The 23,807-nt window shown below is 48.7% G+C and carries 23 protein-coding genes and 1 riboswitch; of the genes, 11 read left to right on the forward strand and 12 right to left on the reverse strand.

All coding sequences use genetic code 11. The features are described 5' to 3' along the window. Positions 1-125 precede the first annotated feature (125 nt). Positions 126-440 carry a hypothetical protein gene (locus tag E1919_RS01640; protein WP_162051603.1) on the forward strand — a complete coding sequence of 105 codons (315 nt, stop codon included), beginning with the start codon at positions 126-128 and terminating at the stop codon, positions 438-440. Positions 441-518: 78 nt separating this feature from the next. Here the strand turns inward: E1919_RS01640 and E1919_RS01645 are convergent, their stop codons facing one another. Both E1919_RS01645 and E1919_RS01650 read right to left on the reverse strand, forming a co-directional pair. Then, positions 519-1,604: a DUF5074 domain-containing protein gene (locus tag E1919_RS01645; protein WP_162051604.1), complete on the reverse strand. Its 1,086-nt coding sequence runs from the start codon at positions 1,602-1,604 to the stop codon at positions 519-521. Positions 1,605-1,627: 23 nt separating this feature from the next. Beyond that, positions 1,628-3,547 (reverse strand): TonB-dependent receptor plug domain-containing protein, encoded by a 1,920-nt coding sequence (locus tag E1919_RS01650; protein ID WP_162051605.1) that lies wholly within the window; start codon positions 3,545-3,547, stop codon positions 1,628-1,630. A gap of 101 nt (positions 3,548-3,648) precedes the next feature. Continuing rightward, a riboswitch (cobalamin riboswitch) is annotated at positions 3,649-3,855 on the reverse strand. Positions 3,856-3,988: 133 nt separating this feature from the next. Here E1919_RS01650 and E1919_RS01655 point away from each other — a divergent pair. Then, complete coding sequence (locus tag E1919_RS01655) at positions 3,989-4,588, forward strand: DNA-3-methyladenine glycosylase (protein WP_162051606.1); 600 nt, start codon at positions 3,989-3,991, stop codon at positions 4,586-4,588. Positions 4,589-4,824: 236 nt separating this feature from the next. Here E1919_RS01655 and E1919_RS01660 read toward each other — a convergent pair whose 3' ends face one another. From E1919_RS01660 to E1919_RS01670, 3 genes are all read right to left on the reverse strand, one after another. Beyond that, entirely contained in the window at positions 4,825-4,995 is a 171-nt protein-coding gene (locus E1919_RS01660; protein ID WP_162051607.1) for a hypothetical protein, read from the reverse strand. A 180-nt stretch (positions 4,996-5,175) separates the two neighbouring features. Continuing rightward, positions 5,176-5,376 carry a hypothetical protein gene (locus tag E1919_RS01665; RefSeq protein ID WP_162051608.1) on the reverse strand — a complete coding sequence of 67 codons (201 nt, stop codon included), beginning with the start codon at positions 5,374-5,376 and terminating at the stop codon, positions 5,176-5,178. Positions 5,377-5,473: 97 nt separating this feature from the next. Continuing rightward, positions 5,474-6,661, reverse strand: a complete 1,188-nt coding sequence (locus tag E1919_RS01670) for a THUMP-like domain-containing protein (RefSeq protein ID WP_162051609.1) — start codon at positions 6,659-6,661, stop codon at positions 5,474-5,476. 189 nt (positions 6,662-6,850) lie between these two features. Here E1919_RS01670 and E1919_RS01675 point away from each other — a divergent pair, with 189 nt between their 5' ends. Then, a complete protein-coding gene (locus E1919_RS01675) occupies positions 6,851-7,525 on the forward strand; it encodes a DUF4397 domain-containing protein (protein WP_237143947.1) in 675 nt (224 codons plus the stop codon). Positions 7,526-7,689: 164 nt separating this feature from the next. Beyond that, the gene (ahcY, locus tag E1919_RS01680) at positions 7,690-8,997 is read left to right on the forward strand and encodes an adenosylhomocysteinase (RefSeq protein WP_162051611.1); all 1,308 of its coding nucleotides are present in this window, start codon (positions 7,690-7,692) and stop codon (positions 8,995-8,997) included. Between the two features lie 179 nt (positions 8,998-9,176). Here the strand turns inward: ahcY and E1919_RS01685 are convergent, their stop codons facing one another. From E1919_RS01685 to E1919_RS01700, 4 genes are all read right to left on the reverse strand, one after another. Further along, positions 9,177-9,914 (reverse strand): LytR/AlgR family response regulator transcription factor, encoded by a 738-nt coding sequence (locus E1919_RS01685; protein WP_162051612.1) that lies wholly within the window; start codon positions 9,912-9,914, stop codon positions 9,177-9,179. Positions 9,915-9,944: 30 nt separating this feature from the next. Then, positions 9,945-12,863, reverse strand: coding sequence for a two-component regulator propeller domain-containing protein (locus tag E1919_RS01690; RefSeq protein WP_162051613.1), 2,919 nt, complete (start codon positions 12,861-12,863; stop codon positions 9,945-9,947). A 191-nt stretch (positions 12,864-13,054) separates the two neighbouring features. Continuing rightward, the gene (locus tag E1919_RS01695) at positions 13,055-14,155 is read right to left on the reverse strand and encodes a glycosyltransferase family 4 protein (protein ID WP_162051614.1); all 1,101 of its coding nucleotides are present in this window, start codon (positions 14,153-14,155) and stop codon (positions 13,055-13,057) included. A gap of 3 nt (positions 14,156-14,158) precedes the next feature. Further along, positions 14,159-14,920 carry a glycosyltransferase family 2 protein gene (locus E1919_RS01700; protein ID WP_162051615.1) on the reverse strand — a complete coding sequence of 254 codons (762 nt, stop codon included), beginning with the start codon at positions 14,918-14,920 and terminating at the stop codon, positions 14,159-14,161. Between the two features lie 408 nt (positions 14,921-15,328). On the opposite strand from E1919_RS01700, the gene E1919_RS01705 reads away from it, so the two are divergent. From E1919_RS01705 to E1919_RS01730, 6 genes are all read left to right on the forward strand, one after another. Next, a complete protein-coding gene (locus tag E1919_RS01705; RefSeq protein WP_162051616.1) occupies positions 15,329-15,931 on the forward strand; it encodes a sigma-70 family RNA polymerase sigma factor in 603 nt (200 codons plus the stop codon). Between the two features lie 15 nt (positions 15,932-15,946). Continuing rightward, a complete protein-coding gene (locus E1919_RS01710; protein ID WP_162051617.1) occupies positions 15,947-16,228 on the forward strand; it encodes a zf-HC2 domain-containing protein in 282 nt (93 codons plus the stop codon). A gap of 6 nt (positions 16,229-16,234) precedes the next feature. Then, positions 16,235-16,819 carry a guanylate kinase gene (gene gmk / locus E1919_RS01715; protein WP_162051618.1) on the forward strand — a complete coding sequence of 195 codons (585 nt, stop codon included), beginning with the start codon at positions 16,235-16,237 and terminating at the stop codon, positions 16,817-16,819. Next, complete coding sequence (gene nadD / locus E1919_RS01720; protein WP_162051619.1) at positions 16,816-17,388, forward strand: nicotinate (nicotinamide) nucleotide adenylyltransferase; 573 nt, start codon at positions 16,816-16,818, stop codon at positions 17,386-17,388. The genes gmk and nadD overlap by 4 nt, the downstream gene beginning before the upstream one ends. 222 nt (positions 17,389-17,610) lie before the next feature. Beyond that, positions 17,611-17,883: a hypothetical protein gene (locus tag E1919_RS01725; protein ID WP_162051620.1), complete on the forward strand. Its 273-nt coding sequence runs from the start codon at positions 17,611-17,613 to the stop codon at positions 17,881-17,883. Between the two features lie 207 nt (positions 17,884-18,090). Continuing rightward, positions 18,091-18,864 (forward strand): hypothetical protein, encoded by a 774-nt coding sequence (locus E1919_RS01730; RefSeq protein ID WP_237143948.1) that lies wholly within the window; start codon positions 18,091-18,093, stop codon positions 18,862-18,864. 142 nt (positions 18,865-19,006) lie between these two features. Here the strand turns inward: E1919_RS01730 and frr are convergent, their stop codons facing one another. The 3 genes from frr to E1919_RS01745 form a co-directional block, all read right to left on the reverse strand. Further along, complete coding sequence (gene frr, locus E1919_RS01735) at positions 19,007-19,570, reverse strand: ribosome recycling factor (RefSeq protein WP_162051621.1); 564 nt, start codon at positions 19,568-19,570, stop codon at positions 19,007-19,009. Between the two features lie 52 nt (positions 19,571-19,622). Beyond that, on the reverse strand, positions 19,623-20,408 hold the full coding sequence (gene pyrH / locus E1919_RS01740; RefSeq protein ID WP_162051622.1) for a UMP kinase: 786 nt from the start codon (positions 20,406-20,408) through the stop codon (positions 19,623-19,625). Positions 20,409-20,558: 150 nt separating this feature from the next. Beyond that, positions 20,559-21,056, reverse strand: a complete 498-nt coding sequence (locus tag E1919_RS01745; RefSeq protein WP_162051623.1) for an acyl-CoA carboxylase biotin carboxyl carrier protein subunit — start codon at positions 21,054-21,056, stop codon at positions 20,559-20,561. A gap of 85 nt (positions 21,057-21,141) precedes the next feature. Between E1919_RS01745 and E1919_RS01750 the strand changes: the two genes are divergently transcribed. Continuing rightward, positions 21,142-23,703, forward strand: a complete 2,562-nt coding sequence (locus E1919_RS01750) for a M1 family metallopeptidase (RefSeq protein WP_162051624.1) — start codon at positions 21,142-21,144, stop codon at positions 23,701-23,703. Positions 23,704-23,807: the final 104 nt, after the last annotated feature.

The following is a 23,807-nucleotide window of genomic DNA, read 5'->3' on the forward strand; positions in this document are numbered from 1 at the left end:
GTGTACGAAGTGAATGCCCCGGCGGTGTCGGAATTTAACAATAAGCTCCTGACAGACGTACATGATAGGGCCGGTTGTTAGCAAGACAACCGGATTTTAATTTTAACTGGAAAGGAAAGAGTTATATGAATACGAAAAAGATAAAAACGACCATACTCACTTTAGCTACAACGGCCATCGCCACTTTTGGTCTGGCCGCCTGCGACAAAGGCACTGAGCCTGGCGAAACAAACGTTGGGCGCGGCGATATTGTAGAAGAGGGATCATTAGTAGGGGAGGAAGGTGAAAACATTTCACGCTATGATACTGCCAATGCCAGCATGGAGGAGCATTATGATCACGCCGACCATGAAAATCATGATGTTAATGAGGAAGAAGGCTATGGTGATGGTGCCTATGATGGTCCAGGAGATGGCATAGATCGAGGTGATGTGCAGTAAGTGTATCTTCATTAGTTTTAAATTAAAAGCGTCTGCTCCCTTTCGGGGCAGACGCTTTTAATTTGTATGTAGGCAGGCTTAATTGAAGACAAAGCCGTTCGGGCCTATTCCTGCCTGGAACTCACTTACTTTGGTGCCATCTGGCCGATATACATGAACAGTACCGTCACCGTCAAAACTATTAGAGTCACCGCCATAGATATAGCCGTTATCTGGATCTACGCCCAGGCCGTAGAAGCTGCGGTCAATGAGCGGTGTGGTATTGAAAGTATTTGTCGGGATATCAAACTGGTGCACACCGCTGTTATAGCTGAAGTACAATTTGTTTCGATCGCCGTTAATTACCAGTTTACTAGCCGAAGCCGTTGTTAGCGGGAATGAAACTGTACTGGTAATGGTGCTATTCGATGGATTTACTTTAGTAAGAGCACCGGCAGTAAATTCAGATTCAGGTAATTTCCAGTCCTTGTTACCTGCGCTAAGTACCCACAGAGCATTATCACGGCCAAGTACAAGGCTGTTAGGCCCAAAAGTGATGGGTATGTTTTGCTCCACAACATCGTTGGCAGTATTGATAACAGTAAGTGTGTTGCCCCCACTGTTGGTTACATATAACTTACCTTCAGCTATCAGCAATTGCTCTGGCTTCACCCCCACGTCTATAGTTTGAATCACGGTATAGTCTTCGAGATTGATAACAGACACACGACCATTATTGTAGGACCAATCAGGGTTTGCCGGTAGCCACTCCGTTACATAGCCTTTTTCGTTATTGAGGGCTACAAAGTAACGGGGTTGGCTCAGGCCTTCTATTGTTCCGGCACTTTTGAAAGTGGCAGCATTCACCACCTCCACTTTGTTACTGTTATTCACTACCAGAAAAGCGCGGTCATTGTATATCTCCATGTCCTGAATTACATCACCCAGCAGGCGGTTGTTCTCGTTCTGGAAAATCTGCTGCTGCACTTGCTCTGTATTGCTGTTATAATAAGAGACAGAGGCAGTCGACTTGTTAAAACCTCCCTCATTTATCACAAATACACCATCTTCTGCATAAGCACCGCTTGGTGCGTCGCTGTCGTTGTCGCAACTGGTAAAAGCAAAGGTGCTGGTCAGTAAAGAGGCAGCTACAAAAAGGCTGCGGGAAAAGTTGAAATTCCTCATTTGGTTTATTTGAAATATATAGTTTATGGAATAATAAAGCGTAAGCTGAAGGTATAGCCGCGGGGCGGCATGGCCCGTGAGATCATGGTCTGGTACGTTGCGTTAGTCACGTTATCAGAGCGGAGCGTCAGGATGAGCGTGTTCTGCCGGAGCTGCAGTTTTTTGTTAAGGGCCAGTTGCAGCAGCAGGAAATCGTCTAAGCTGGTTGTTTCAGAATTGCTGGTGTAGCGCAGGCCGGTATAATTTAAATTGCCCAACATAGACCAGCCACGGTAGCTTACCTCTGTCGAAAAGATGGCTTTGTGCAGCGGCACGTACATCAGTTGCTTGCCTTTGTCACCTCTGCCTTCATATACTTCTACCTGCTCCGAAGAGGTATAAGTATAGCCGGCGGTACCGCTTAGTTTTACCTCACCTACTGTAGCGGTAGCGGTGCTGCTGAGTTCGATGCCCTGCGAGCGTACTTTCTGCAAGTTAGTTGGCCGCCAGTTGCCGGTATAATCCGGAGCCCACTGTATCCAATCGTCAATGAGCATATGGTAAGCGGTTGCCTCTGTTTCCAGCAGCAGCGTGTTGCCCAGCACCAGCAGGTGGCGCAGGCCACCTTCGTAGCTCCAGCCCTGCTCCGGTTTCAGGTCAGGGTTGCCGGCGCCAATCCAGAAGCGGTCGTTGAGAGTGGGCACGCGGTAGCTGCCTGAGGCGTTCCCTTTCAGGGAAAGTTGGTGCCTGTTGCTATTGTAGAAGTTCCAGTTAAAACCAAGGGCAGGAGTGGGCAGTGGGTTGTAATTCTCCACAAAAGCCTGCCGGAAGTTGAGGCTCAGGGCAAGCGGCTCCACAGGGTTGTACCGGAAGAGCGCGAACACAGAAGCCCTGTTCTCATCCTGCTGCCCCGCATAGCCGTCGTTCTCTGCCACAAAGTGCTGCAAATTAATGCCCCCGCGCAGGCTCCAGTTCTCACCTTGCGTATAAGTCTGCTCCGCCTGCAACTGGTATGTTTGCACATCGGCCACAGAATTGGTGGAGTTATCGGTATAGTGCAGGTAATCTTTGAAATAGGCTGCTTTTACATCCGTCTTACCCCAACGGCTGCTGTGACCAAGGGCTGTCATCAGGCGCAGGTTTTTATCTAGCTGCTTTGCATTATTGAAGGCTGCCCCCATGGCAGGTTGTAGCTCCCGGTCGGCATAAGTGTACCAGGTGTGCAGCGCCACATGTGTTTTCGATGATAGATGGTATGTGAGGTCCTGTGTGAAGCCGTGCAGTTGCTGTGCGGCGTTATCCTGCTTTACTTCCGGAGTGCGGGAGCGGGAGAGGTCCCGGAAAGTAAAATCGTTCTCTGCCTGGCGCAGGTAGGCACTGGCGCCTACCGCTAGTTTAGCACCACTGTAGTGTAGGCTGCCACTGCTGAAATACCGCCCAAAGCTCCCTGCCTCCTGCTGCAGGTCAGCCCCAAAGCCTTTGCCCTTGTATTCAGGAGAATTCAACAACACGGCTCCTCCGATGGCTCCGCTACCGTAACTAGCCGCCGCGGAGCCATACTGTACCGCTACCTCGCCCACACCACTGACCGGCAAAGTAGAGAAATCAGTTAGGCCTAAGGTGGCAGGGGCAATGTTAAACCCATTCCAGAGCACTGCCGTCTGCGAGGCACTGGTTCCCCGGAAAGCGACAGAGGAAAGCCCACTGACGCCATAGGTTTTAAAGTAGATAGGCGTGCGGGCCTGCAGCGCATCTGCCAGCGAACTGGAGGCATAGGTGCTCAGGTAGCTGCTATCTATAGCGCTCACGCGGCTGCCGGCGGCATATACTTCCGCAGGTTTCCCGAAAACCTCCACTGTGCGCAGTTGGTGCGCTGTGGAGTCCTGCTGTGCCACAGCTGTTACAGCCAGGCTCAGCGAGCAGGCAGCCAGCGCAAAAAATTTACGAAAAGAAAATAATACCACGTACCCGGTTGCTTAAATCCCGAAGCATGCGATAAGGTATAAAGGCAGAAACAGCAAGCGCATATAGCGAAGGCCGTGCAGCTTTTTACCCGAAAGCATACGACAAATCAGTCGGACTGGCAGGTCTCCTGGCTCTCTTCAGTTAACCCGCCTTCCCATGCTGCAGATGCCGCACAGTGGCCGTTGGTATAGGTTAACCCTTTTTGTGAAGATGACAGTTGCGGGAACAGCACAGGTTTTGCACCTGTTTCCCTTTTAAGGCTTTTACCACGGCAGTAGTAAGAGCCACCAATCTGAGCGCAAAGGTAGAGCTTTTTTAAGAATTATAAGTTCTAAATGATGAATTATAAATGGGGGAGGGATATGGCCTTTTCAACCCACAGGTTAATGCGCCGTATCAACGGTACACATATTATGCACAACGATTAACGCACAACAAACTTGAAGCTCAAGAAATCTTTCTATACCCGCCCTGATGTAGTGGAACTGGCGCAGGAGCTGATCGGCAAACATCTTTATACTAATGTAGATGGCATCATGACCGGCGGCATGATTGTGGAGACGGAGGCTTATTCCGGAGAAAATGACCAAGCCTGCCATGCTCATCTCAGCCGCCGCACGCAGCGCACCGAGATCATGTACCACGAAGGCGGTGTGGCTTATGTATACCTGGTATACGGCATCTATCACCTGTTCAACATCATTACAAACAAAAAAGACAAAGCCGATGCAGTGCTGGTGCGGGCCATCGAGCCGGAGATAGGAGTAGAGGAAATGCTGCTGCGCCGGAATATGGCAGCTATTAAGCCCAACCTGACCGCCGGGCCAGGCGTGCTGAGCATCGCCATGGGTATCAACAAAAAGCTATATGGCGCCGATCTGACCGGCAATACCATCTGGCTCGAAGACAAAGACATCCGCTTTCCTTCTGAAGAAATAGCCGCTGGCCCACGCATCGGCATCGACTATGCCGGAGAAGATGCCAGCTTGCCCTGGCGCTTTTGGGTAAAGGGGAACAAATGGGTGAGTAAGAAGCGGTAAATTCGTTATTCGTTACACGTTGTTTGTGGTGTAATATGAAGTTCATGCAGGATGAATGTACATGCAGTAGCTAAAACTAAGTTATTGTACTTTTATATATCCCCGATAATGATTCTCACAGGGAGAACGGCAGTTTTACTCTTGCGGTAGGTGCACAGAATGAAGGGCTATAAGGCAGGCACAAAAAAACAGCCACAACAATAGCTGTGGCTGTTTCATATCAATAGCTTGTCTGGTTACTTCTGTTTCTTTTGTTCTTTGTCCTGCTCCTGGTCTGTACGGGCCTGAGGCGTTGGATTCTGAGAACCTGTTTTTCCTACAGCGTCTTTTTCAAGGTCATTTGATATGTCTTTGTTTTTACCTGTCTGTTCAGTTTGGTTTTTCTTGTTTTCTTTATCTGTGCTCATAGTATTCAATTTTAAAATTTAACGTTATTGCTTTGATTTTTTTGCCGGCTCCTCAGAACCGGCGCGATCGCTTTGCCAGCCTTCGCCTTGAATTAACCTGTTCGATACAAACCTTCTTTATTCTACGGATGCCTGCTATGCATGTTTAGGCGTACCCGTGTAAGTTCATGCTTACTTCTTCTAGTCGCCGCTTTTCTTGTGGCTCTGGCTACCTGCTTTTGCATGCCCCTCGGAGTCGCCGTGCCAGCCACGGCCTTTGCCTTTGGGCATGCCTGTGTTGTCGCTATCCTGCGCTTTGCCGGGCTGCATGGTACGCGAGGTGTTTTTCACGTCCTGCTCCATACGATCTTGCTGTGGGGCCTTTTCTTTATCGTTTTCCATAGCTGTATCGGTTTAATAGAACATCAGGCCCCGTGAAAAGGACCCACCTGTTGTTTTACGAGTACGGAAAGCGCTTGTTAGTTAGCGAAAATGGGTTTTATGCTTTCTGGCAGATAAGTACGACAGGCTTCTGGTGCATGTCTGTTGTGAAGAAGAGGTAGGCGTGGCCACCTTCCTTCAGGCATGTCTTCCGGCGTATATCGGCTACTGACTCCGGAAAATTCCGTACCGTGATGTTCGCCTGCTTGCCAGGCAGCTGGCGCAGGAGTTCTTTCTTATTGTAGCGGCTCACACCAACGCACCTGAAACTACGTCCCGGGAAATCAGGGATAAGGGTATGAGAGGTATACAAATGGCTGTTGGGGTGCAGCTTTTTCAAATGGAGGTGCTGACCGAGGTAGCGATAAGCACCGGCTTTAAGTATGGCGGCATTTGGCTCGTATACAAAACTTTCGGGATCTGAGTAAGATACTTGAGCAGCGTCTTCATTTGCTTTCGTAAACGTCAGCTGTTGTGCCTCACCGACTGTCAGCAGGTTCACAGCGGTTCTTTCAACCTGGTCCGGCTGGGGTGCTTTCTGTTTCAGCAAATAAAGCACCTCCTTCACCTCATTCTGCACGGCTACTACCCACGCTTTCGTAACGTGCTGCAGTTGCTCTATCGCCAGGTCTATGTCCAGCATGGGAGAAGCTTTTAGCAGTACAGCTTTTGCTTTAGCAAAAAGAACAGGGAGCAGGTGCAGCACGTCCGGAGTGCAATCCTGCAGCAGGTGCAGTTTTTCGTTTGTGCCGCCACGGCGGGCAGGGTCCAGGTAAATGACATCAGCCTTTCCTCCAAAATCTTCCAGAAAATTTTCTGCTGTGGTATTAAAACTTTGGATGTTTGGCGCCTGCAATAGATTAAAGTTATGCTGCGCAATTTCCTGAAGTTCTGCATTTTGTTCCACGTGAACCACTTGAGTGAAGCGCCTGGCAAAGTAGAAGCTATCCACACCAAATCCGCCCGTCAGATCCACTAAAAGCGCTCCTGTTACCAGTGACGCTTTGAACTGAGCAGCTGTTTCAGAGGAACTCTGTTCTACCGAAACCGCCACCGGAAATACCACCTCCACATGATTAACCCATACAGGAAGCTTCTGTGCTGCCTTCTGGCGGGCCTGTATCTGCTTTACCAGTTCCTGCACCGGCAGGTGCGGATAGCGGCTTGCCTGCAGCATAATAGCAGCAGGTTCCTCGTGCTGGTGCTCCTGAATAAATTGTCTTTCCTGCTGCGTGAAGGTGCGCATTTCGCTGCTTTTCTCTGGAACAGTATGTTTAGTGCCTTATTGCAAAGGTAATGTTTTTAGCGGAGAGGCGGCATACGTACAATTTTGTTTAATGTTTTTTTAAATTTATTAAACAAAATTCAAACCTTCAGGTTGTATTTGTATTCTTAAATCATTTTACAAACAAAAAAAACTGTTATGAAAAAGTGGATGAAATTATTATTACTGACTGTGCTACCTGCTGTAGCCTTAGTAAGTTGCGACGATGATGACGATGATGTTGTACTGAACGATGCAAACGTGATGGTGGTGCATGCGTCGCCTGATGCTCCGGGCGTGGATTTACTCATTAACGATACCAAAGTAAACACTGCCGCGCTTACTTACCCTAATAATACAGACTATTTAAATGTACCATCAGGCACGCAGAACATAAAAGTGAATGCGGCAGGTACCTCTACCACTGTCATAAACGCTAATTTGGATCTGGATCCGAACACGGCCTACACTATTTTTGCTATCAACACGCTCGCTAACATAGAGCCACTCGTGCTGGTAGATGATCTGACTGCGCCAGCAGCAAACATGGCCCATGTTCGTTTTGTGCACCTGTCGCCTGATGCGCCTGCTGTGGATGTAGCTGTACAGGGCGGCCCGGTACTGTTCAGCAACAGAAGCTTTGAATCTGCTACCGCCTTTACACCTGTAGCAGCTGGAACATATACTTTAGAAGTACGCCAGGCCGGTACAATGGATGTGGTACTTACTGTTCCGGATGTAGAGCTGAGTAATAGTGGTATCTATACCATTTTCGCGAAAGGCTTCCTGACACCACCTGCAGGTAACACCAATGAACTAGGGGCTGAGATTATAGTGAACGACTAGTTAGCAACTTGTTGTTAATCAGCTACAAATACAGGGTCTGCTTATGTTGCAGGCCCTGTTCTGTTATAGGCTACCCTGCCAAACAAGCTGTATACTAACAAAAGTTGATGATGCGCAACTAATTACGTATTTTTGTGTTTTAATACTGAAAATAATAGAGAACAATGATAGATACACAGCTTAAGTACAAGGTTAAGGATATATCGCTGGCTGACTGGGGCCGCAAGGAGATAAGACTGGCGGAGGCTGAAATGCCAGGCTTGATGGCCATCCGTGAAGAGTATGGCCCAAGCAAACCATTGAACGGAGCACGCATTGCAGGTTGCCTGCACATGACAATCCAGACGGCCGTGCTGATAGAGACATTGGTGGAGTTAGGTGCCGAGGTAACCTGGTCTTCCTGCAACATCTTCTCTACCCAGGACCATGCCGCTGCCGCGATTGCCGCTGCTGGTATTTCTGTGTATGCCTGGAAAGGTATGACAGCGGAAGAGTTTGACTGGTGCATCGAGCAAACCCTTTTCTTTGGCGAAGACCGCAAGCCACTGAACATGATTCTAGACGATGGCGGTGACTTGACCAACATGGTGCTGGATAACTATCCTGAACTGGCTGCTGGTATTAAAGGCCTTTCTGAAGAAACTACGACAGGTGTACACCGCCTGTACGAGCGCATGAAGAACGGCACCCTGACCATGCCTGCTATTAACGTGAATGATTCTGTTACAAAGTCTAAGTTTGACAACAAGTATGGCTGTAAGGAGTCTTTGGTAGATGCGATTCGCCGTGCCACAGATGTGATGATGGCTGGTAAAGTCGCTGTAGTGGCTGGTTACGGTGACGTTGGGAAAGGTTCTGCTGCCTCACTCAGAGGTGCCGGTGCCCGTGTAATCGTTACTGAAATTGACCCAATCTGCGCCCTGCAGGCCGCTATGGATGGCTACGCTGTTAAGAAAATGGAGAATGCCATCAAAGAGGCTGATATTGTGGTAACCGCTACAGGTAACAAAGACATTATCAGAGAGCAGGAGTTCCGCGCTTTGAAGGACAAGGCCATTGTTTGTAACATCGGCCACTTCGATAACGAGATTGATATGGCATGGTTAAACAAAGCCTATGGTAACACCAAAGACGTTATTAAGCCGCAGGTTGACCTTTATAACATCGACGGCAAAGATGTGATTGTGCTGGCAGAAGGCCGCCTTGTAAACCTTGGCTGCGCTACCGGTCACCCATCCTTTGTAATGTCTAACTCATTCTCTAACCAGACACTGGCACAGCTTGAACTTTGGACAAACACAGATGCTTATAAAAACGAAGTATATACTTTGCCAAAGCACCTGGATGAGAAAGTTGCCCGCCTGCACCTGGGTAAAATCGGTGCCGAACTGGATGAACTTCGTCCGGAGCAGGCGCGTTATATTGGCGTAGAGGTAGAAGGTCCGTTTAAGCCGGAGTACTACAGATACTAAGACTGATTGAAAGTAGATAGATGATAAAAGGCCGGTGTAGCAATGCACCGGCCTTTCGTTTTTTCAGAATGCCTACATGGACAGCTTGCTTGATTTTAGTCCCAGCAGTTTTTAGAGGGACAGAGACTGTTGCTTTTATCCCTGTTGTATGTTGCGAATTTTTTAGTGTAGGCGTCTTGTCATATAATGTTAAACCGTGACATGAGCGTTTTCTTGTAAGACTTTCCGATGGGAACATCGCCTTTGGCAAATACCACCGAGTTTTCTTCAAGGGCTTCAATTTTGTCAAGGTTGGCGATGTAAGAACGGTGAACACGCACAAAATTCTGTGATGGCAGTTTCTGCTCCATATCCTTTAGGGTAGAACTCACGAGGTACTTCTGTTCTGCCGTTACAATAAAAGAGTAGTTATCATAAGCCTCTACCCATAGTATATCGCTGTAATGCACCTTAATAATGCGGTGCTTCACTTTTACAAAGATATAGTCGGTGGCTATTTCCTGCTCTTTATGGTTTAGCAGTGCCCCGTTCGTTTCCTTATGGCTGTTGTCATGCTTGTACAGCGCTATTTCTATAGCCGAACGCAGGCTTTTCTCGTCAAAGGGTTTTACCAGAAACCCGTCTGGCTCTGTTTTCTTCGCTCTGTCTATCGTGGCATGGTCAGCATAAGCAGTGAGGTATATAAAAGGAATGTTGAATTCTTCTTTAATGCGTGAGCCTATATCTACGCCGTCGGCACCTCCGCGCAGATTAATGTCCAGCAACACGAGGTCCGGTTGGGTCTCGCGAATCATGTCAATTGTGTCTTCGCCTGAGTCTATTGCGCACGTCTCGTAACCTAACTCCTCCAGGCTCGCTGCAATATCTTCTGCAATAATGACCTCATCTTCTGAAATGAGTATTCTGGGTTTTGTCATAACATTAGGTTTCTACGTGAAAAAAGCAAATTACGTCGCCAAAACAAAATATAATATAGACTGAGTGCCATTTTTATTTTTAAACTTAATATTCCCATCCAGTTTCCTGCTAAGCGATGTAACCAGTTTCAGGCCGAATGACGGGCTCATCAGTGGGTCAAAGTCCTCTGGCAGGCCCTGTCCGTTGTCGCTTACCGTTAAAGTATACTGTATCTCGTCATGTTTTGTGAGTTCAATGCGAAGCCATCCATGGCGACCATCCGGGAAGGCATATTTTAACGTATTGGAGACAAGTTCGTTTACGATTAACCCCAACGTAATAGCCGAGTCAATGTTTACCTTTATCTGCGGCATATCTATAGTGAGGGGAATGCGCTTTGTGCTCACTCCGTAAGCGGCATAGAGGCTTTCGCAGATCTCCTCAAAATACTCCTCCAGGTCTATACGGTCTAAATCGGAATGCTGGTAAAGGCGCTCATGCAGAATAGACATCGAGCGCACACGGCTCCGGATAGCCTGCATCACATCCACTGCCTGCGGGTCCCGCACATGGCGTGCCTGCAGGTTGAGCATACTTATAACAATCTGCAGGTTGTTTTTTACCCGATGGTGGATTTCCTGCAGCAGCATCTCCTTTTCCCGGTTCTTGCGCTCGAGCAGGCGGGTGCGGTGGTGTACGCGCAGTTCCAGCAGCGAGTTCATCTGCACCAGGCTCCGCTCGCGCAGGCGCACAACACTCAGTACGGTAATCGCAAACACTAACAGCAACACCGCAATAAACCATTCGCGCCGCCAGATGGGAGGCACAATAGAGAAGGTATAAGTGGCAGGGTCCGCTGCCCAGACGCCGTCGTTGTTGCGGGCCAGCAACTCAAACGTGTAGGTACCCGGCGAAAGATTGGCATAGGTGGTAAAAGATTGGTCCACAGGCGGCGACCACTGCTCATCAAAGCCAACCAACCGGTATTTATACCTTACCTGCTCAGGTCCTGACAGGCAGATGGCATGAAAGTCGAAAGACAGGTAATTCTGTGTGTGCGGAAGCCGCAGGTCTTGTGGCAGTCCGGTGGCGCTGTCGGTGCTGTAGCCTAGGGCCTGCCAATCAGTGGGCTTAGAATAAAGCATAACATCTGTCACCATGGCCTTCGGGTATTCTGTATTGCGGTGGTCTAATGCAGGCAGATATTGTGTCAGGCCTTTGGTGGTGCCAAACCAGATGGTGCCGTCCGATGACTGCGCCATTGCGTTCTCGCATACTTCCAGACCTCTGAATCCATTCTGGCTGGCGTAGCTTCTGTAAGTCAGCTTGCCGTTTTGCCGCAGCTGCTTCAGGTTCATTTTTAAGATGTCGCGGCTTGTAGCCACCCATAAGTTGTCTTTCTTATCGATAAATAAGCTTTTAATCGCCTCATTGGGTAAACCGTCCCTGCTTGTAAACAGTTTCGTGCCTTTATCATGCAGCATCAGGATACCCTGGTTAAAGCCTGCAAAATATAAGTTGCCCTTTCTGTCTTCAACAATCGACCCTACCTCTGTCAACTGTGCTTCCTCCAGTTCCGGGGGCGACACCAGTTTCCCGTCCTTCAGAATATAGATGCCGTCCTGAGTGCCTGCCCATATCCTGTTTTTGCTGTCGCGGAAAACAAAATTTGCTTTTGTCTCAGTGCCACCTGGGGTCGGAATAGCGGTAAAAGAGCCATTGCGGAAATGTGCTAGCCCGGTGGCTGTTGCAAAAAGCATGTTGCCAGCAGTGTCGGAGATGCCCTGGAAAACCTCGGCGGAGGGCAGACCCTGAGCGGTGGTGTAGTGCAAAGCGGTGTCAGGCCTGATGAGCCACACACCGTTACTGCTGCATACCCAGGTTTCTTTGCTGCTTTTAGGGTAAATGCTGTAGATGGTTGTGCCTTTAGGCCAGGGTAGCTCAGAATGCCAGGCAGGGTTTAGTTTGTGCATGCTGCCCATCTCGCCCTCATCAGTGCCCAGCCACATGCGTCCACTGCTGTCGCGGGCAATGGCTGTAACGCGGGGTTCCGACATATTCTCAAAGTCAAAGAAGTGCACAAACCAGGGCGACTTGTACTGCTGCAAGCCATATCCGTTCGTGCCAATCCAGATGGTGCCTTCTGTATCGCTTGCCAGGGCCGTAATGCGGGGAGTGCGGAGGCCATTGCGGCGGGTAATATGTATGAATCTGTTGTCTTTATACTGAAGCAGTCCGCTGCGGAGTAAGCCTATCCACAGGTTCCCCTGGTTATCGTGGGTAATACTGGTAACAGCAGCGGCAGAAACAATGCTTGGTAAGGAGGGGCTGGTTAAGGTATGATTTGTTGCCTTGGCAAGTCCTTTATCTGTCCCAATCCACATGACGCCGTTTCTAACTATAGAAAGTGCTGTTATAGCATTGCCCGGAAGTTTGCTGTTTTCGGAGGTATAGTGGGTTAGTTTTTTGTTTTGAACTTCATAAAGCCCGCTATCTTTGGAGCCAGCCCACAGCGTGCCGTCTTTTGCATGGCTGATGGTGGTATAAGCGTTCTCCGGCAGCAAGTTGTACTTTTGAAGCTTGTCCCCGGTACGGTAGTAGACACCTGTGTTTGTAGCTAGCCAGAGGTGGCCCAGAGAGTCTTCGGATATATCATTTATCTGGCTTGCCTGTAGTCCCTGCGCTGCGCCAACCCGCTTAAAACGGGAGCCATTGTACAGCACCAGCCCGGCGTCTGAAGTCCCCACCCAAAGCTGCTGCTGGCTGTCGTGGAAAAGCTTTGTGATGTTGTGGCTGCTCAAGCCATCTTGTTTGGTGTAGGTTCGGAAGTTAATGCCATCGAAGCGGCTGAGCCCCCCGCGTGTTGCCACCCACAAGTATCCCTGGTGATCCTGCTGAAGAGCCGTTATCTGCGACTGTGGCAAGCCCTGCTCCAGCGTCCAGCTACGGAAATTATATTGTTGAGCCAACGTGGTATGGGCAACCAAGAGCAGGCAAAAGAATAGCGTAATAAAAATGCGGATGAAGTACATCAGGGACACATATCATTTACCCCCTGTTGCGGCTACAGCAGGTGAATGCGCCATTTCAGAGGTTTAGGGTCTATTTCTGCTTACGTATGTTCGGGCAAAAGGTGAACGCCCAAAATAGTTTTAAAGTTTTAGTGAAGTGATAAAACTTCTTTGTAAACGTCAAGTGTCTTCAGGGCAGTCTGCTCTTTTGTGAACATTAACACCCTTTCGGCAGCCTGCTGCACAAGGTGATGCCGTAAATCCGAGTCTTTTAATATACATAACACTTTCTCCGCCATCAGGTCAGGGCGTTTGACGGGTGTTAGAAAGCCGGTTTTGCCGTCTTCCACAATCTCCGGTATGCCACCTGTGCTGGTGGCTACCACCGGTACCCGGCAGGCAAAGGCATCCAGAATGGTTGTTCCCAAGCCTTCCTTGAGTGATGTAAAAAGGAGCAGGTCCAACTCAGGGAGCACCTCGGGTACATTATTTATAAAGCCGGTGAAAATAACGTCCTGCTCCAGTCCAAGTTTTTTTGTATAGGCTTTTATCTCGTGCTCGAGCGGCCCTTTGCCTATGGCAATGTATTTTGCTTTAACGTTAGCTTCTTTTAACGCCTTGGCAGTATCCAGAAAAGTATAGTAGTCTTTGTCTTTGTCGATGGCGGAGATGTTGCCGATAAGGGCATCGTCCGGAGCGATGCTGTAGTGCCGCCTCAGGAAGCTGGCATTTTCCTTTGTATGCTGTGCAAACCTTTCCAGGCTGATGCCATCGTATAACACAGTGCATTTACCGGCATCTCTAACACTGGCAGCCATAACCTGGCATACCCTGGCTGACACACACAGAATGCGCTTAATGCCGCTGTAGTTATACTTAAACTGCGAAAAGGCATTCTTGCCAATTGCGAATTCGACGCGCCTGCTGAGGATAAGTGTAGCCCGGGCACCGAGCAAATGCGCCAGTACACCCATGGTATGGGCGTTGCTGGTGTGCATGTGTATAATATCGATGCGGTGCTTGTTTGTGTAGTTCTTTATACCGTAGGCTGTAGCGAGCGGCAAAACTTTTGAAAAGGACAAGGTAATGTGCGGAATCTGGTGCTGTAGGCAGTACTGCTCAAAGCTGGAGCCTTTTCTGCAGGCAACATGGCACTCTATAGAAAGCTTTTGCAGTTCCTCTATCAGGTACGCCGTTTGCTGCTCACCGCCGCGCCAGGTTTTCTCAGATGCCAGATGCAGTACCCGCATAGCTTAGTCTATGGTAAAATTCTCTTCCTGCATCCGCCAAATCTTGAGGTAGCGCATGTATACGCTGGTGGCAGCCAGGCTGCAGATAGTATATCCCACTTTACCGTCCAGTATGCCGAGCTTCAGAATGTACTGGATGAAAAACCAGATAAACGGCTTTACGGCCAGATGGTACATCGTTATTTTTTTCGTGCGCTTTAACCTGTCTTTTGCCGCAAACCAGCTGTAGCTGTTCCATTTGTCTAGGTAATGTGGCAAGCTTTTGTAGGTATAATGCAGCATTTTGTGCTTCAGCCTGCCTACTTCGCCAGGTACTACCAACTCTTCGTGCACCTGCTTGTCGGAGTAGCGGCACTGGCTTTTATCGAACAGGCGCACCACCCCGTCGTTCTGCCAGCCACTGAAGCGCACCCGCTCTCCCATAAAATAGTTTTTGCGGAAAATCTTGTAGGCGGGTTGATTCGGATTGCTGTTCAGAAGCTGCTGCATCTCCTGCTGCAGGTCTTCCGGTATTCGCTCATCAGCATCCAGCATCAGCACCCACGGCTGGCTGGCCTGGTCTGTGGCCCAAGTACGCTGGGCCGAATAATTATCGAATGGCCGCTGCAGGATTTTCACAGGGTACCGCCGGGCTATGTCCAGGGTGTTGTCAGTGCTGTAAGAGTCAACTATCAGTACCTCATCGGCCCAAAGAAGCGATTCTATAGCGCCTGCTATCTGCTGCTCCTCGTTTTTACAAATGATAATGGCGCTTACTCCCGGCATAAAACGAAACTTACTTCATTTAAAGCTGTAAAAATAATATAAAGTATATCATAATTCAGAATTTGCTTTGATTAGGCCCAAGCACCTAATGAACTTTTGTAGAAGTTATTTCCTGTGCTAACAGTAAAGTAGATTCACTTTTCTTCAGCACCCCCGGCACCGCTGCACACACACACACATCGGGTTGTGAACTAACCATTCGGGGTGAGACAAAGTCTGAGGAACTTATGCTGCGGGAATGTTTCCTGGCAAATGCAGCGTTAGAAATATTTCCTGTAGCTAAAAAGCACGTATAGCTATAGCCCGGCCTTGCAACCCTGAGGCGATAACAGGGGTATGTAATTAAAATTTCTATATTTGCGTATAAATACGCGAGAGAGGATTATATTTATTACAAAATCCAAGTAGATGAGCGAGAGAACAGGTAAACAACTAAGTAAAGAGGAGAAGGACGCGCGGTTCGAAGCAGAGCTGTTGCCCGTGCTTGACCCTCTGTACAACTTTGCCTACAGGCTCACCTTAGACGAAGACGACGCCAACGACCTGGTACAGGAGACCTACTTAAAGGCATACCGCTTTTTTGACTACTTCGAACAAGGAACTAATGCAAAAGCATGGCTGTTCCGAATCCTGAAGAACTCGTTCATTAATGAGTTCCGGAAGAAGAGCAAACAGCCTGCCAAAGTAGACTACAGCGAGGTAGAAGGCTATTATAATTCTGAAGACGTGGAAGGTGAGAGTGGTGTGGCAACCACTACCGATATGCGCACCGAAAGTGTGCAGGATCTAATCGGAGATGAGGTGGCAAGTGCCCTAAATGCCTTGCCTGTCGATTTCAGAACGGTCATCATTCTTTGCGACCTGGAAGGGTTCACCTACGAGGAGATGGCCAAGATACTGGATATACCAATCGGTACTGTCCGCTCACGATTGCATCGCGCCCGGAACTCTTTAAAAGAGAAGTTGGAGAAATACGCCAAATCAATGGGTTATAATAGTAACGAAATTTAAAGAGCTTGAGTGAAGATGGAATCGAAAATTACAGAAGTTTATCAGAATGCACCGGTAGAGGGCAAAGAGACCGAGTGTGAGAAAGTATCTAAGTTGTTGGACCTCGTTATTGACGGAGAAGCCACTTCAGAAGATCAGCAATATTTCAAGCACCACATCGAAGACTGCGTTTCCTGCTTCGAAAGCCATCAGAAACAAAAACTCCTCAAAGGTCTGGTTTGCGGCCACCTCAAGCGCGTGATTGTGCCGGAAAGCCTGGCACTCTCTATCAAAGCGAAGATTCAAAAAACGTTATAACCCCTAATGCAAGGTAAGATCATCATCTTTTCGGCACCTTCCGGTGCCGGCAAAACCACTATTGTAAAGCACCTGCTTAGTATTAATCCACAATTGAGCTTTTCCATATCAGCCTGCACCCGTGATAAACGTGGCCGCTCCGAAGAGAACGGGAAAGATTATTACTTCATTACGCCGGAAGACTTCAAGATGAAAATTGGCAATGATGAATTTGTAGAGTGGGAAGAAGTATACGAAGGTGCTTTTTACGGCACGCTAAAATCTGAGATAGAGCGCATCTGGAAGAGTGGTAAGCATGTGATACTGGACGTGGATGTGAAAGGAGGCTTAAGCATAAAAAACTTTTACAAAGAGCGTGCACTTGCCATTTTCGTGAAGCCCCCTTCTATCGAGGAACTGGCAAAGCGTCTTACTGCCCGAAACACAGATTCTACCTCCAGCATCAGCAGCAGGGTTTTTAAAGCAAAGTTCGAAATGGGCTTTGAGGATCAGTTTGACAGGATAATCGTAAACGATGATCTAAACAAAGCCTGCACCGAAGCTGAAAAGCTGGTAAACCAATTCCTGAGCGCTGAACCTGCTATTGTATGAAGGTAGGGCTCCTGTTTGGCTCTTTTAACCCCATACACATCGGCCACCTTATACTTGCCAACTACATGGCCACCAACACCGATTTAGATACGGTGTGGCTGGTAGTGTCGCCACAGAGCCCATTTAAGCCGAGTAACACGCTGCTGCACGAGTTCGACCGGCTGCAAATGGTGACGCTGGCGATAGAGGGTAACCCAAACCTGGGAGTTTCAAACATCGAGTTCAGCATGCCCAAACCGAGCTATACTATCGACACACTCACATACCTGCAGGAAAAGTACCCCAGCTATGAGTTTGTGCTGATTATGGGGGAGGACAACCTGCCGCTTTTCCCGAAGTGGAAGAACGCAGACCGCATCCTGGAATACCACCAGGTGTACGTGTACCCGCGGTCAGGTTCTGTGACCACTGAGCTGCCTGAGATGCCAAACGTGCGCTTTGTTAAAGCGCCTATTCTTGATATTTCGGCTACGTTTATACGCAAAAGCATCAAAGAAGAAAAGAGCATCCGGTATCTGGTACCCGAATCGGTTGCGGAATATATACAGGTGCACAAGCTGTATCAGTAGCTTTACAAGAACAAAAGCCACAGTATAAAATATTTCAGAAAGCCCTGCATTGAATTTCTCAATGCAGGGCTTTTGCTTTGCTTATACTTTGGCAAATCAGAGCTAGCGGGTGGTAAGCGGAAAGAGCAGCAGGCCTGCCAGGAGGGATGCGGGCAATGTTAGAAGGATAACTCCCTGCTCTTATTCTTATCAAACTGACACTTTTATACGTATATCTACTCAATGAAAAGATATAAAGTACTACAGGTAAGTTCGGCAGAAGCTTTTGAAACAAGCTTGAACGAATTAGCACATGCCGGCTGGAAGGTGATTACAGCTAATATGGCACCACTTTCGGAGGCCGCAGATGATGATTTTGTATACTTCGCCCTGCTGGAAAGCGCGCCAATCGAGGAAGGGTTAAAGCAGCTGATGGAAGAAAATACAGACGAGTTGGATGCCCTCAATGGTTTGGACAGCTTAGATAACGTTGGTTTAAGCCCCAGTGCTAACTAAGAAGCATGCGAGGTAAAACCAATTAATTTAAAAAGCCTTTTTGACGATATCGTCAAAAAGGCTTTTTAAGTTTAGCTATCGTCGATTAATCTTCAATTTAACTCAATTAAAAGTGGTGGCATTCGTGTTTTATAATAACATACTTATGCTTAGATTGCCATACAAGTTTAGTCCAACCAAGGCTGATTGATAAACAATTTTATTCTTATGAAAAAACTACCGGTTTACTTTAAAGCAGGTATGCTTGCGTTTCTGATGCTGTTCCAGATGTGCCAGCCTGCAGGGCAGGAAAACCCGCCGATGGATGGCTTTAACATGGCTGCATCTGATCCGGAGGCAATAGTGATAGCCGATTCGGTGATGGCAGCACAGGGTGGCCGTGAAAGCTGGGACAACACGCGGTATATTTCCTGGAACTTCTTCGGGAACCGCAAGCTCCTCTGGGACAAGCATACGGGCAATGTGCGTGTAGAGCATGTAAAAGACGATACCAAGATTCTGGTGAACATCAATACAGGAGAGGGCAGGGTTTTTAAAGATGGAGCAGAAGTAACGCAGCCAGACTCGCTGGCAAAGTACCTGCAACAGGGCAAAGAGGCCTGGATAAACGACTCTTACTGGCTGGTGATGCCCTTCAAACTGAAGGATTCCGGGGTTACCCTGAAATACCTGGGGGAAGACACGACACAGGTGGGGCAACAGGCCGATGTGCTGCAACTGACATACGAAAATATAGGTGTTACGCCCGAGAATAAATATAAAGTATATGTAGATAAAAACACTAACCTGGTAGCGCAGTGGGCTTATTTCCGAAACGCCAGCGATTCGGTGCCAGCGTTTGTGATGCCGTGGCAGGACTACCAGTCGTACGGCCGGCTAAAACTGTCCGGAGACCGGGGCCAGGCTAAGATTACGGATATAAAGGTGCTGGAGGAAGTGCCTGAAAGCGCTTTTACTGCCTTTGAGCCGGTAAACTTATAAGAGCAACAGGAAAGGCAGGATGGCCTGCAAGTGCCGTCTTGTCGGTGCCGGGGCGACCTGTCCTGGTAGTGCAAAAATGAAAAGCCTCTCCGGGAAACCGGAGAGGCTTTTCATTTTTATGTCTTATAGCTAACGCGAGGGATTAAATTGTCATGATTTCTGCTTCTTTCTTAGATAGCAGTTCATCAACCTTCACGATATGTGCATCGGTCAGCTTTTGAACTTTCGCTTCGGCGTCGCGCACAGCATCCTCAGAAGTGCCTTCTTTCTGCAGCTTTCTCAGCGAGTCGTTCACATCTTTGCGGATGTTGCGGATGCTGATCTTTCCATTCTCCGTCTCGTTCTTTACTTGCTTTACCAGGTCACGGCGGCGCTCCTCTGTCAGGGCGGGGATATTCAGACGGATAGCATCAGCCTCCTGCTGTGGGTTCAGGTTTAAGTCGCTGTTTTTGATGGCTTTGTTGATCTCGCCCAACATGTTCTTTTCCCAAGGCTTAATCAGCAGGGTGCGTGCATCGGGGGCAGTTACATTGGCTACCTGAGAAACAGGAGTGGGGGTGCCGTAATAATCTACACGTAGGTCTTCTACCATAGCAGGTGACGCCTTACCAGCACGTATTTTAGTTAACTCAGAGTTAGTGTGCTGAACAGCCTTGTCCATAGACTCCTCTGCTTCGCTGAGGTAAAACTGAATTTCTTCCGTCATATCTAATTAACTTAATGTAGTTCTGAAATATTTAGGGCAAAAATAAGAATTTTTATTTTTTATCAGGATGCTGCTTCGAATCATTCTTCTGTAGCTGCTCTGCCGTCTCTCTCAGGGATTCCGCAATATCATCCATCGTAACCAGCGTGCCTATTTCTTCCCCGTCTACCAGGCGCTTCAGGTTGCCACCTGTGTTCATGTCGAACACGATAATAGGCAGGTTATTTTCTTTGCAGAGCGTAAAGGCTGTCATATCCATCACGTTCAGGCCTTTCTCAAAAACATCCTTAAAAGAAACGTTCTTGTAGAAGATAGCATCCGGATCCTTCTCAGGGTCGGCAGAGTAAATACCGTTTACACGTGTGCCTTTCAGCACCACATCCGCCTCAATTTCGATGGCACGCAAGGCAGCGGCTGAGTCTGTTGTGAAGTAAGGGTTGCCGGTACCAGCCCCAAAAATCACCACACGGCCCTTTTCTAAGTGGCGCACCGCGCGGCGGCGAATGTATGGCTCACATACCTGCTGAATGTTGATGCCAGAAAGCAAGCGTGTATAAACACCTAGTTTTTCAAGGGCACTCTGCAGCGCCATGCTGTTGATAACAGTGGCCAGCATACCCATATAATCACCCTGCACCCTGTCTAAGCCTACCTGCTCGGCCTGTACACCTCTGAAAATATTGCCACCGCCAATCACTACGGCTACTTCCACGCCAAGCCTGGAAACTTCTTTAATCTCCTGGGCATACTGCAGTAGTCTGTTAGAGTCAATGCCGTACTGTTGTTCGCCCATGAGCGCCTCGCCACTGAGCTTTAGCAAAATTCGTTTATACTTCACGGTATTTATCTGTATGAGTTTTAGAATCTGGTTTTGGGCCTGTTTGAACTTTATTTTGCGTAGTAAAGGAGCGCGCAAAACAAAGTTCAAACAGGCTTTTACATGACAAAGCGACTACCGTGGCAGCCGCTCTTCCTGTTGTGTTAACATTTAAAAAAGGAGCAGCACCTGGTTCTTCTCCACGTTCTGCTTTTCCTCTACCCTCACTTCCTTCACTACGCCATCTCCCGGAGACTTCAGGATGTTTTCCATCTTCATGGCCTCCAGAATCATAATAGGGTCTCCTTTCTTCACCTCCTGTCCCGGCCTCACCTTTATCTCAATAATAAGACCTGGCATAGGCGCTTTTACGTCATTCACCTTTTTACTATTAGCGTCGCTCATCCCCAGCTTGTCTAGCAGCAGGTCGAAGCGGTCTTTTACGCTAACGGTTTGCGTGATGCCGTTAATTTTAAAGGTAAAAGTTTTCTCCTCGTAGTTCGCCGAAACCAGTTCTGCCGTATACGAACGGGCGTCTTTTATGATATGGTAGGTGTTAGGGCCGATAGGGGAGATGTCCCAGTTAAAAGGGGCACCATTCAAGGTTACGGTGTCATTTTTAATATCAACCTGCCATGTTTTGTCGTTACCGGTTTTTACCTGGAGCATCTTTGTTCGTATGGTTTTGACTTTAAAGTTAATTGATTTCTCAGAGTAATTTTAGAACTTGTCCTCAAAATTAAAACATTCTACCATGAATCATAGGTTTTTAAGCATTGTGGGCCTGGCTGCCGCTATGGCTTTTACAGGCGGCTGCAGTGCCAACAAAGCTGTTACAGATACAACTACAGGAAACGGAGCCACTGCTGAGGCAGTGGCTGTGCCTGCTGATACCATTACTGCCAATACCGTGCCCGTGTGGGCACCCCAGAAACATGCTTTCAACCCGTCGCGCACAAAGGAGCACGACCTGCTGCACACAAAACTGCGCGTGCGCTTTGATTGGGAAAAGCAGTACCTGAACGGCACCGCCGAACTCAGGCTGAAGCCGTACTTTTACCCGCAGGACACGCTGGTGCTGGACGCCAAAGGCATGGACATACACAGCGTGAGCCTGATGAAAGGCGACGACGGCAGCCCACTCAAGTACAGCTATGACGGGCAGAAACTGGCCATTAACCTGAACAAGACCTATACCCGCACAGAGGAGTATGTGGTGGAGATAAATTACACAGCCAAGCCAAACGAACTGGAAGCTGGCGGCAGCGATGCTATTACATCAGACAAAGGACTGTATTTTATTAACCCGCTTGGAGCCGAGCCCAACAAGCCAATGCAAATTTGGACGCAGGGTGAAACAGAAGCGAACTCCGCCTGGTACCCAACAATTGACTCCCCGAACGAGCGCTCCACCCAGGAAATCTATATGACGGTGGACCCGAAGTACATGACGCTCTCCAACGGAGAATTTGTGTACTCCCGCCAGAACGCCGACGGCACCAGGACAGATTACTGGAAGCAGGATCTGCCACACGCACCGTATTTAGCGATGATGGCGGTAGGCGAGTTTGCTGTGGTGAAAGACAAGTGGCGCAATAAAGAAGTGAATTATTATGTAGAGCCGGAGTATAAAGGCACTGCCAAACAAATTTTCGGGAACACGCCGGAGATGATGGAATTCTTCTCTACAAAGCTGGGGGTGGAGTACCCCTGGGAAAAGTACTCCCAGATAGTGGTGCGGGATTTTGTGTCGGGGGCGATGGAAAACACATCGGCTTCTATCTTTATGGAGGCGCTGCAACTGAATGAGCGGGAGCTGCTGGACAAAAACTGGGACGGTATTATTGCACACGAGCTGTTTCACCAGTGGTTTGGCGATTACGTCACGACGGAGTCATGGGCCAACCTGCCGCTGAACGAAGCTTTTGCCAATTACTCAGAGTACCTGTGGGCCGAACACAAATATGGAAAGGACGAAGCCGCTTACCTGCAGATGGATGAGCTAAGCCAGTACCTGAACGAGGCAGAGACAAAGCGGGAGCCTATTATCCGCTATTACTACAAAGACAGGGAGGACATGTTCGACAGCCACTCCTATGCTAAGGGAGGCCGGGTGCTGCACATGCTGCGCAACCTGGTGGGAGATGAGGCCTGGTGGGCATCGCTGAACCGGTACCTCACGCAGAACAAATACTCTGATGTGGAGGTGGCTGAGCTGCGCATGGCCTTTGAGGATGTGACGGGCAGGGACCTGATGTGGTTCTTTGACCAGTGGTTTATGCAGGCTGGCCACCCGGAGCTAAAGGTGGAGGATAGTTACCAGAACGGGCAGCTGCGCCTGCAGGTAACGCAAACCCAGGACACCGTTTATGCGCCGGTGTACAGGTTGCCACTGCAGGTGGCTGTATGGGCTGGAGGCAAAAAAACAGTTTACCCTATTGTAGTAGACAAGGCCAAGCAAACCTTTACCTTCAATGTGCCAACGGAGCCGCAACTCGTACTGTTTGATGCAGAGCAGCAGCTCCTGGGAGTAGTAGAGCATGAGAAATCACAAGAGGAGTTGGTGTACCAGTTTAAGAACACGCAGCAACTGGGGCCAAAGCTGGAAGCAATGATGACCTTGGATGATAGCCTGCAGAAGCCGGAAGTACTACAAATGTACCAGACTGCCCTCAACGATGATTACTGGCGCGTACGGAGTGCTGCTATCAACAGACTGAGCAGCCCGAAAGAAGGACAGGCAGGCGCGGTGGAAAACACTATCCGGCAGATGGCGCTGCAGGATAAGGAAGGGGCCGTGCGGGCAGAAGCCATACTGGCTCTTGCCGGTTGGAACGGCGGAAAGTATACCCCGGTATTTGAGCAGGCGATGCAGGACAGCTCTTACCTGGCCGCCGCCGCTGGTATACTAGCCTATGCGGGCACCGGTGCAGCAGACACAAAACAGCGGTTGGCAGCGTTTGAGGAGGAACAGAACGAAGATATTGTGTTGGCGCTTGCCTCTTATTATGCTATGCAGGGCGGACCGGAAAAGTACGATTGGTTTATGAGGCAGATAAACCAGGCAAGCGGCTCGGAACTCTATTATTTATTACAAAGCTTTAGCGCTTACCTTGCGGGCAACAGCCAGACCAACACCCCAGAGGTAATTACGCTGCTGGCAAATCTTGCACAGAATAGTGACCAATATTATGTGCGCGCTGCTGCTTATCAGGCACTTATGGTCATGTCGGAGAAACCCGAAGTACAGGAACTGCTGCAGCAGATACGCCAGAATGAGAAGGATGAGCGCCTTCTGCAACTGTACGGTCGCTAAAAGCAGAAAAATAATTCACATTTATTTTGAATATTATTTGACTTCAAGGAAAAAGCGCTTAATTTTGCATCTCCTTAGAACAAGCAAGGCATCGTAAAGAGGCT

The sequence above is a fragment of the Pontibacter pamirensis genome, from assembly GCF_010015475.1.
Classification (GTDB): Bacteria; Bacteroidota; Bacteroidia; order Cytophagales; family Hymenobacteraceae; genus Pontibacter; species Pontibacter pamirensis.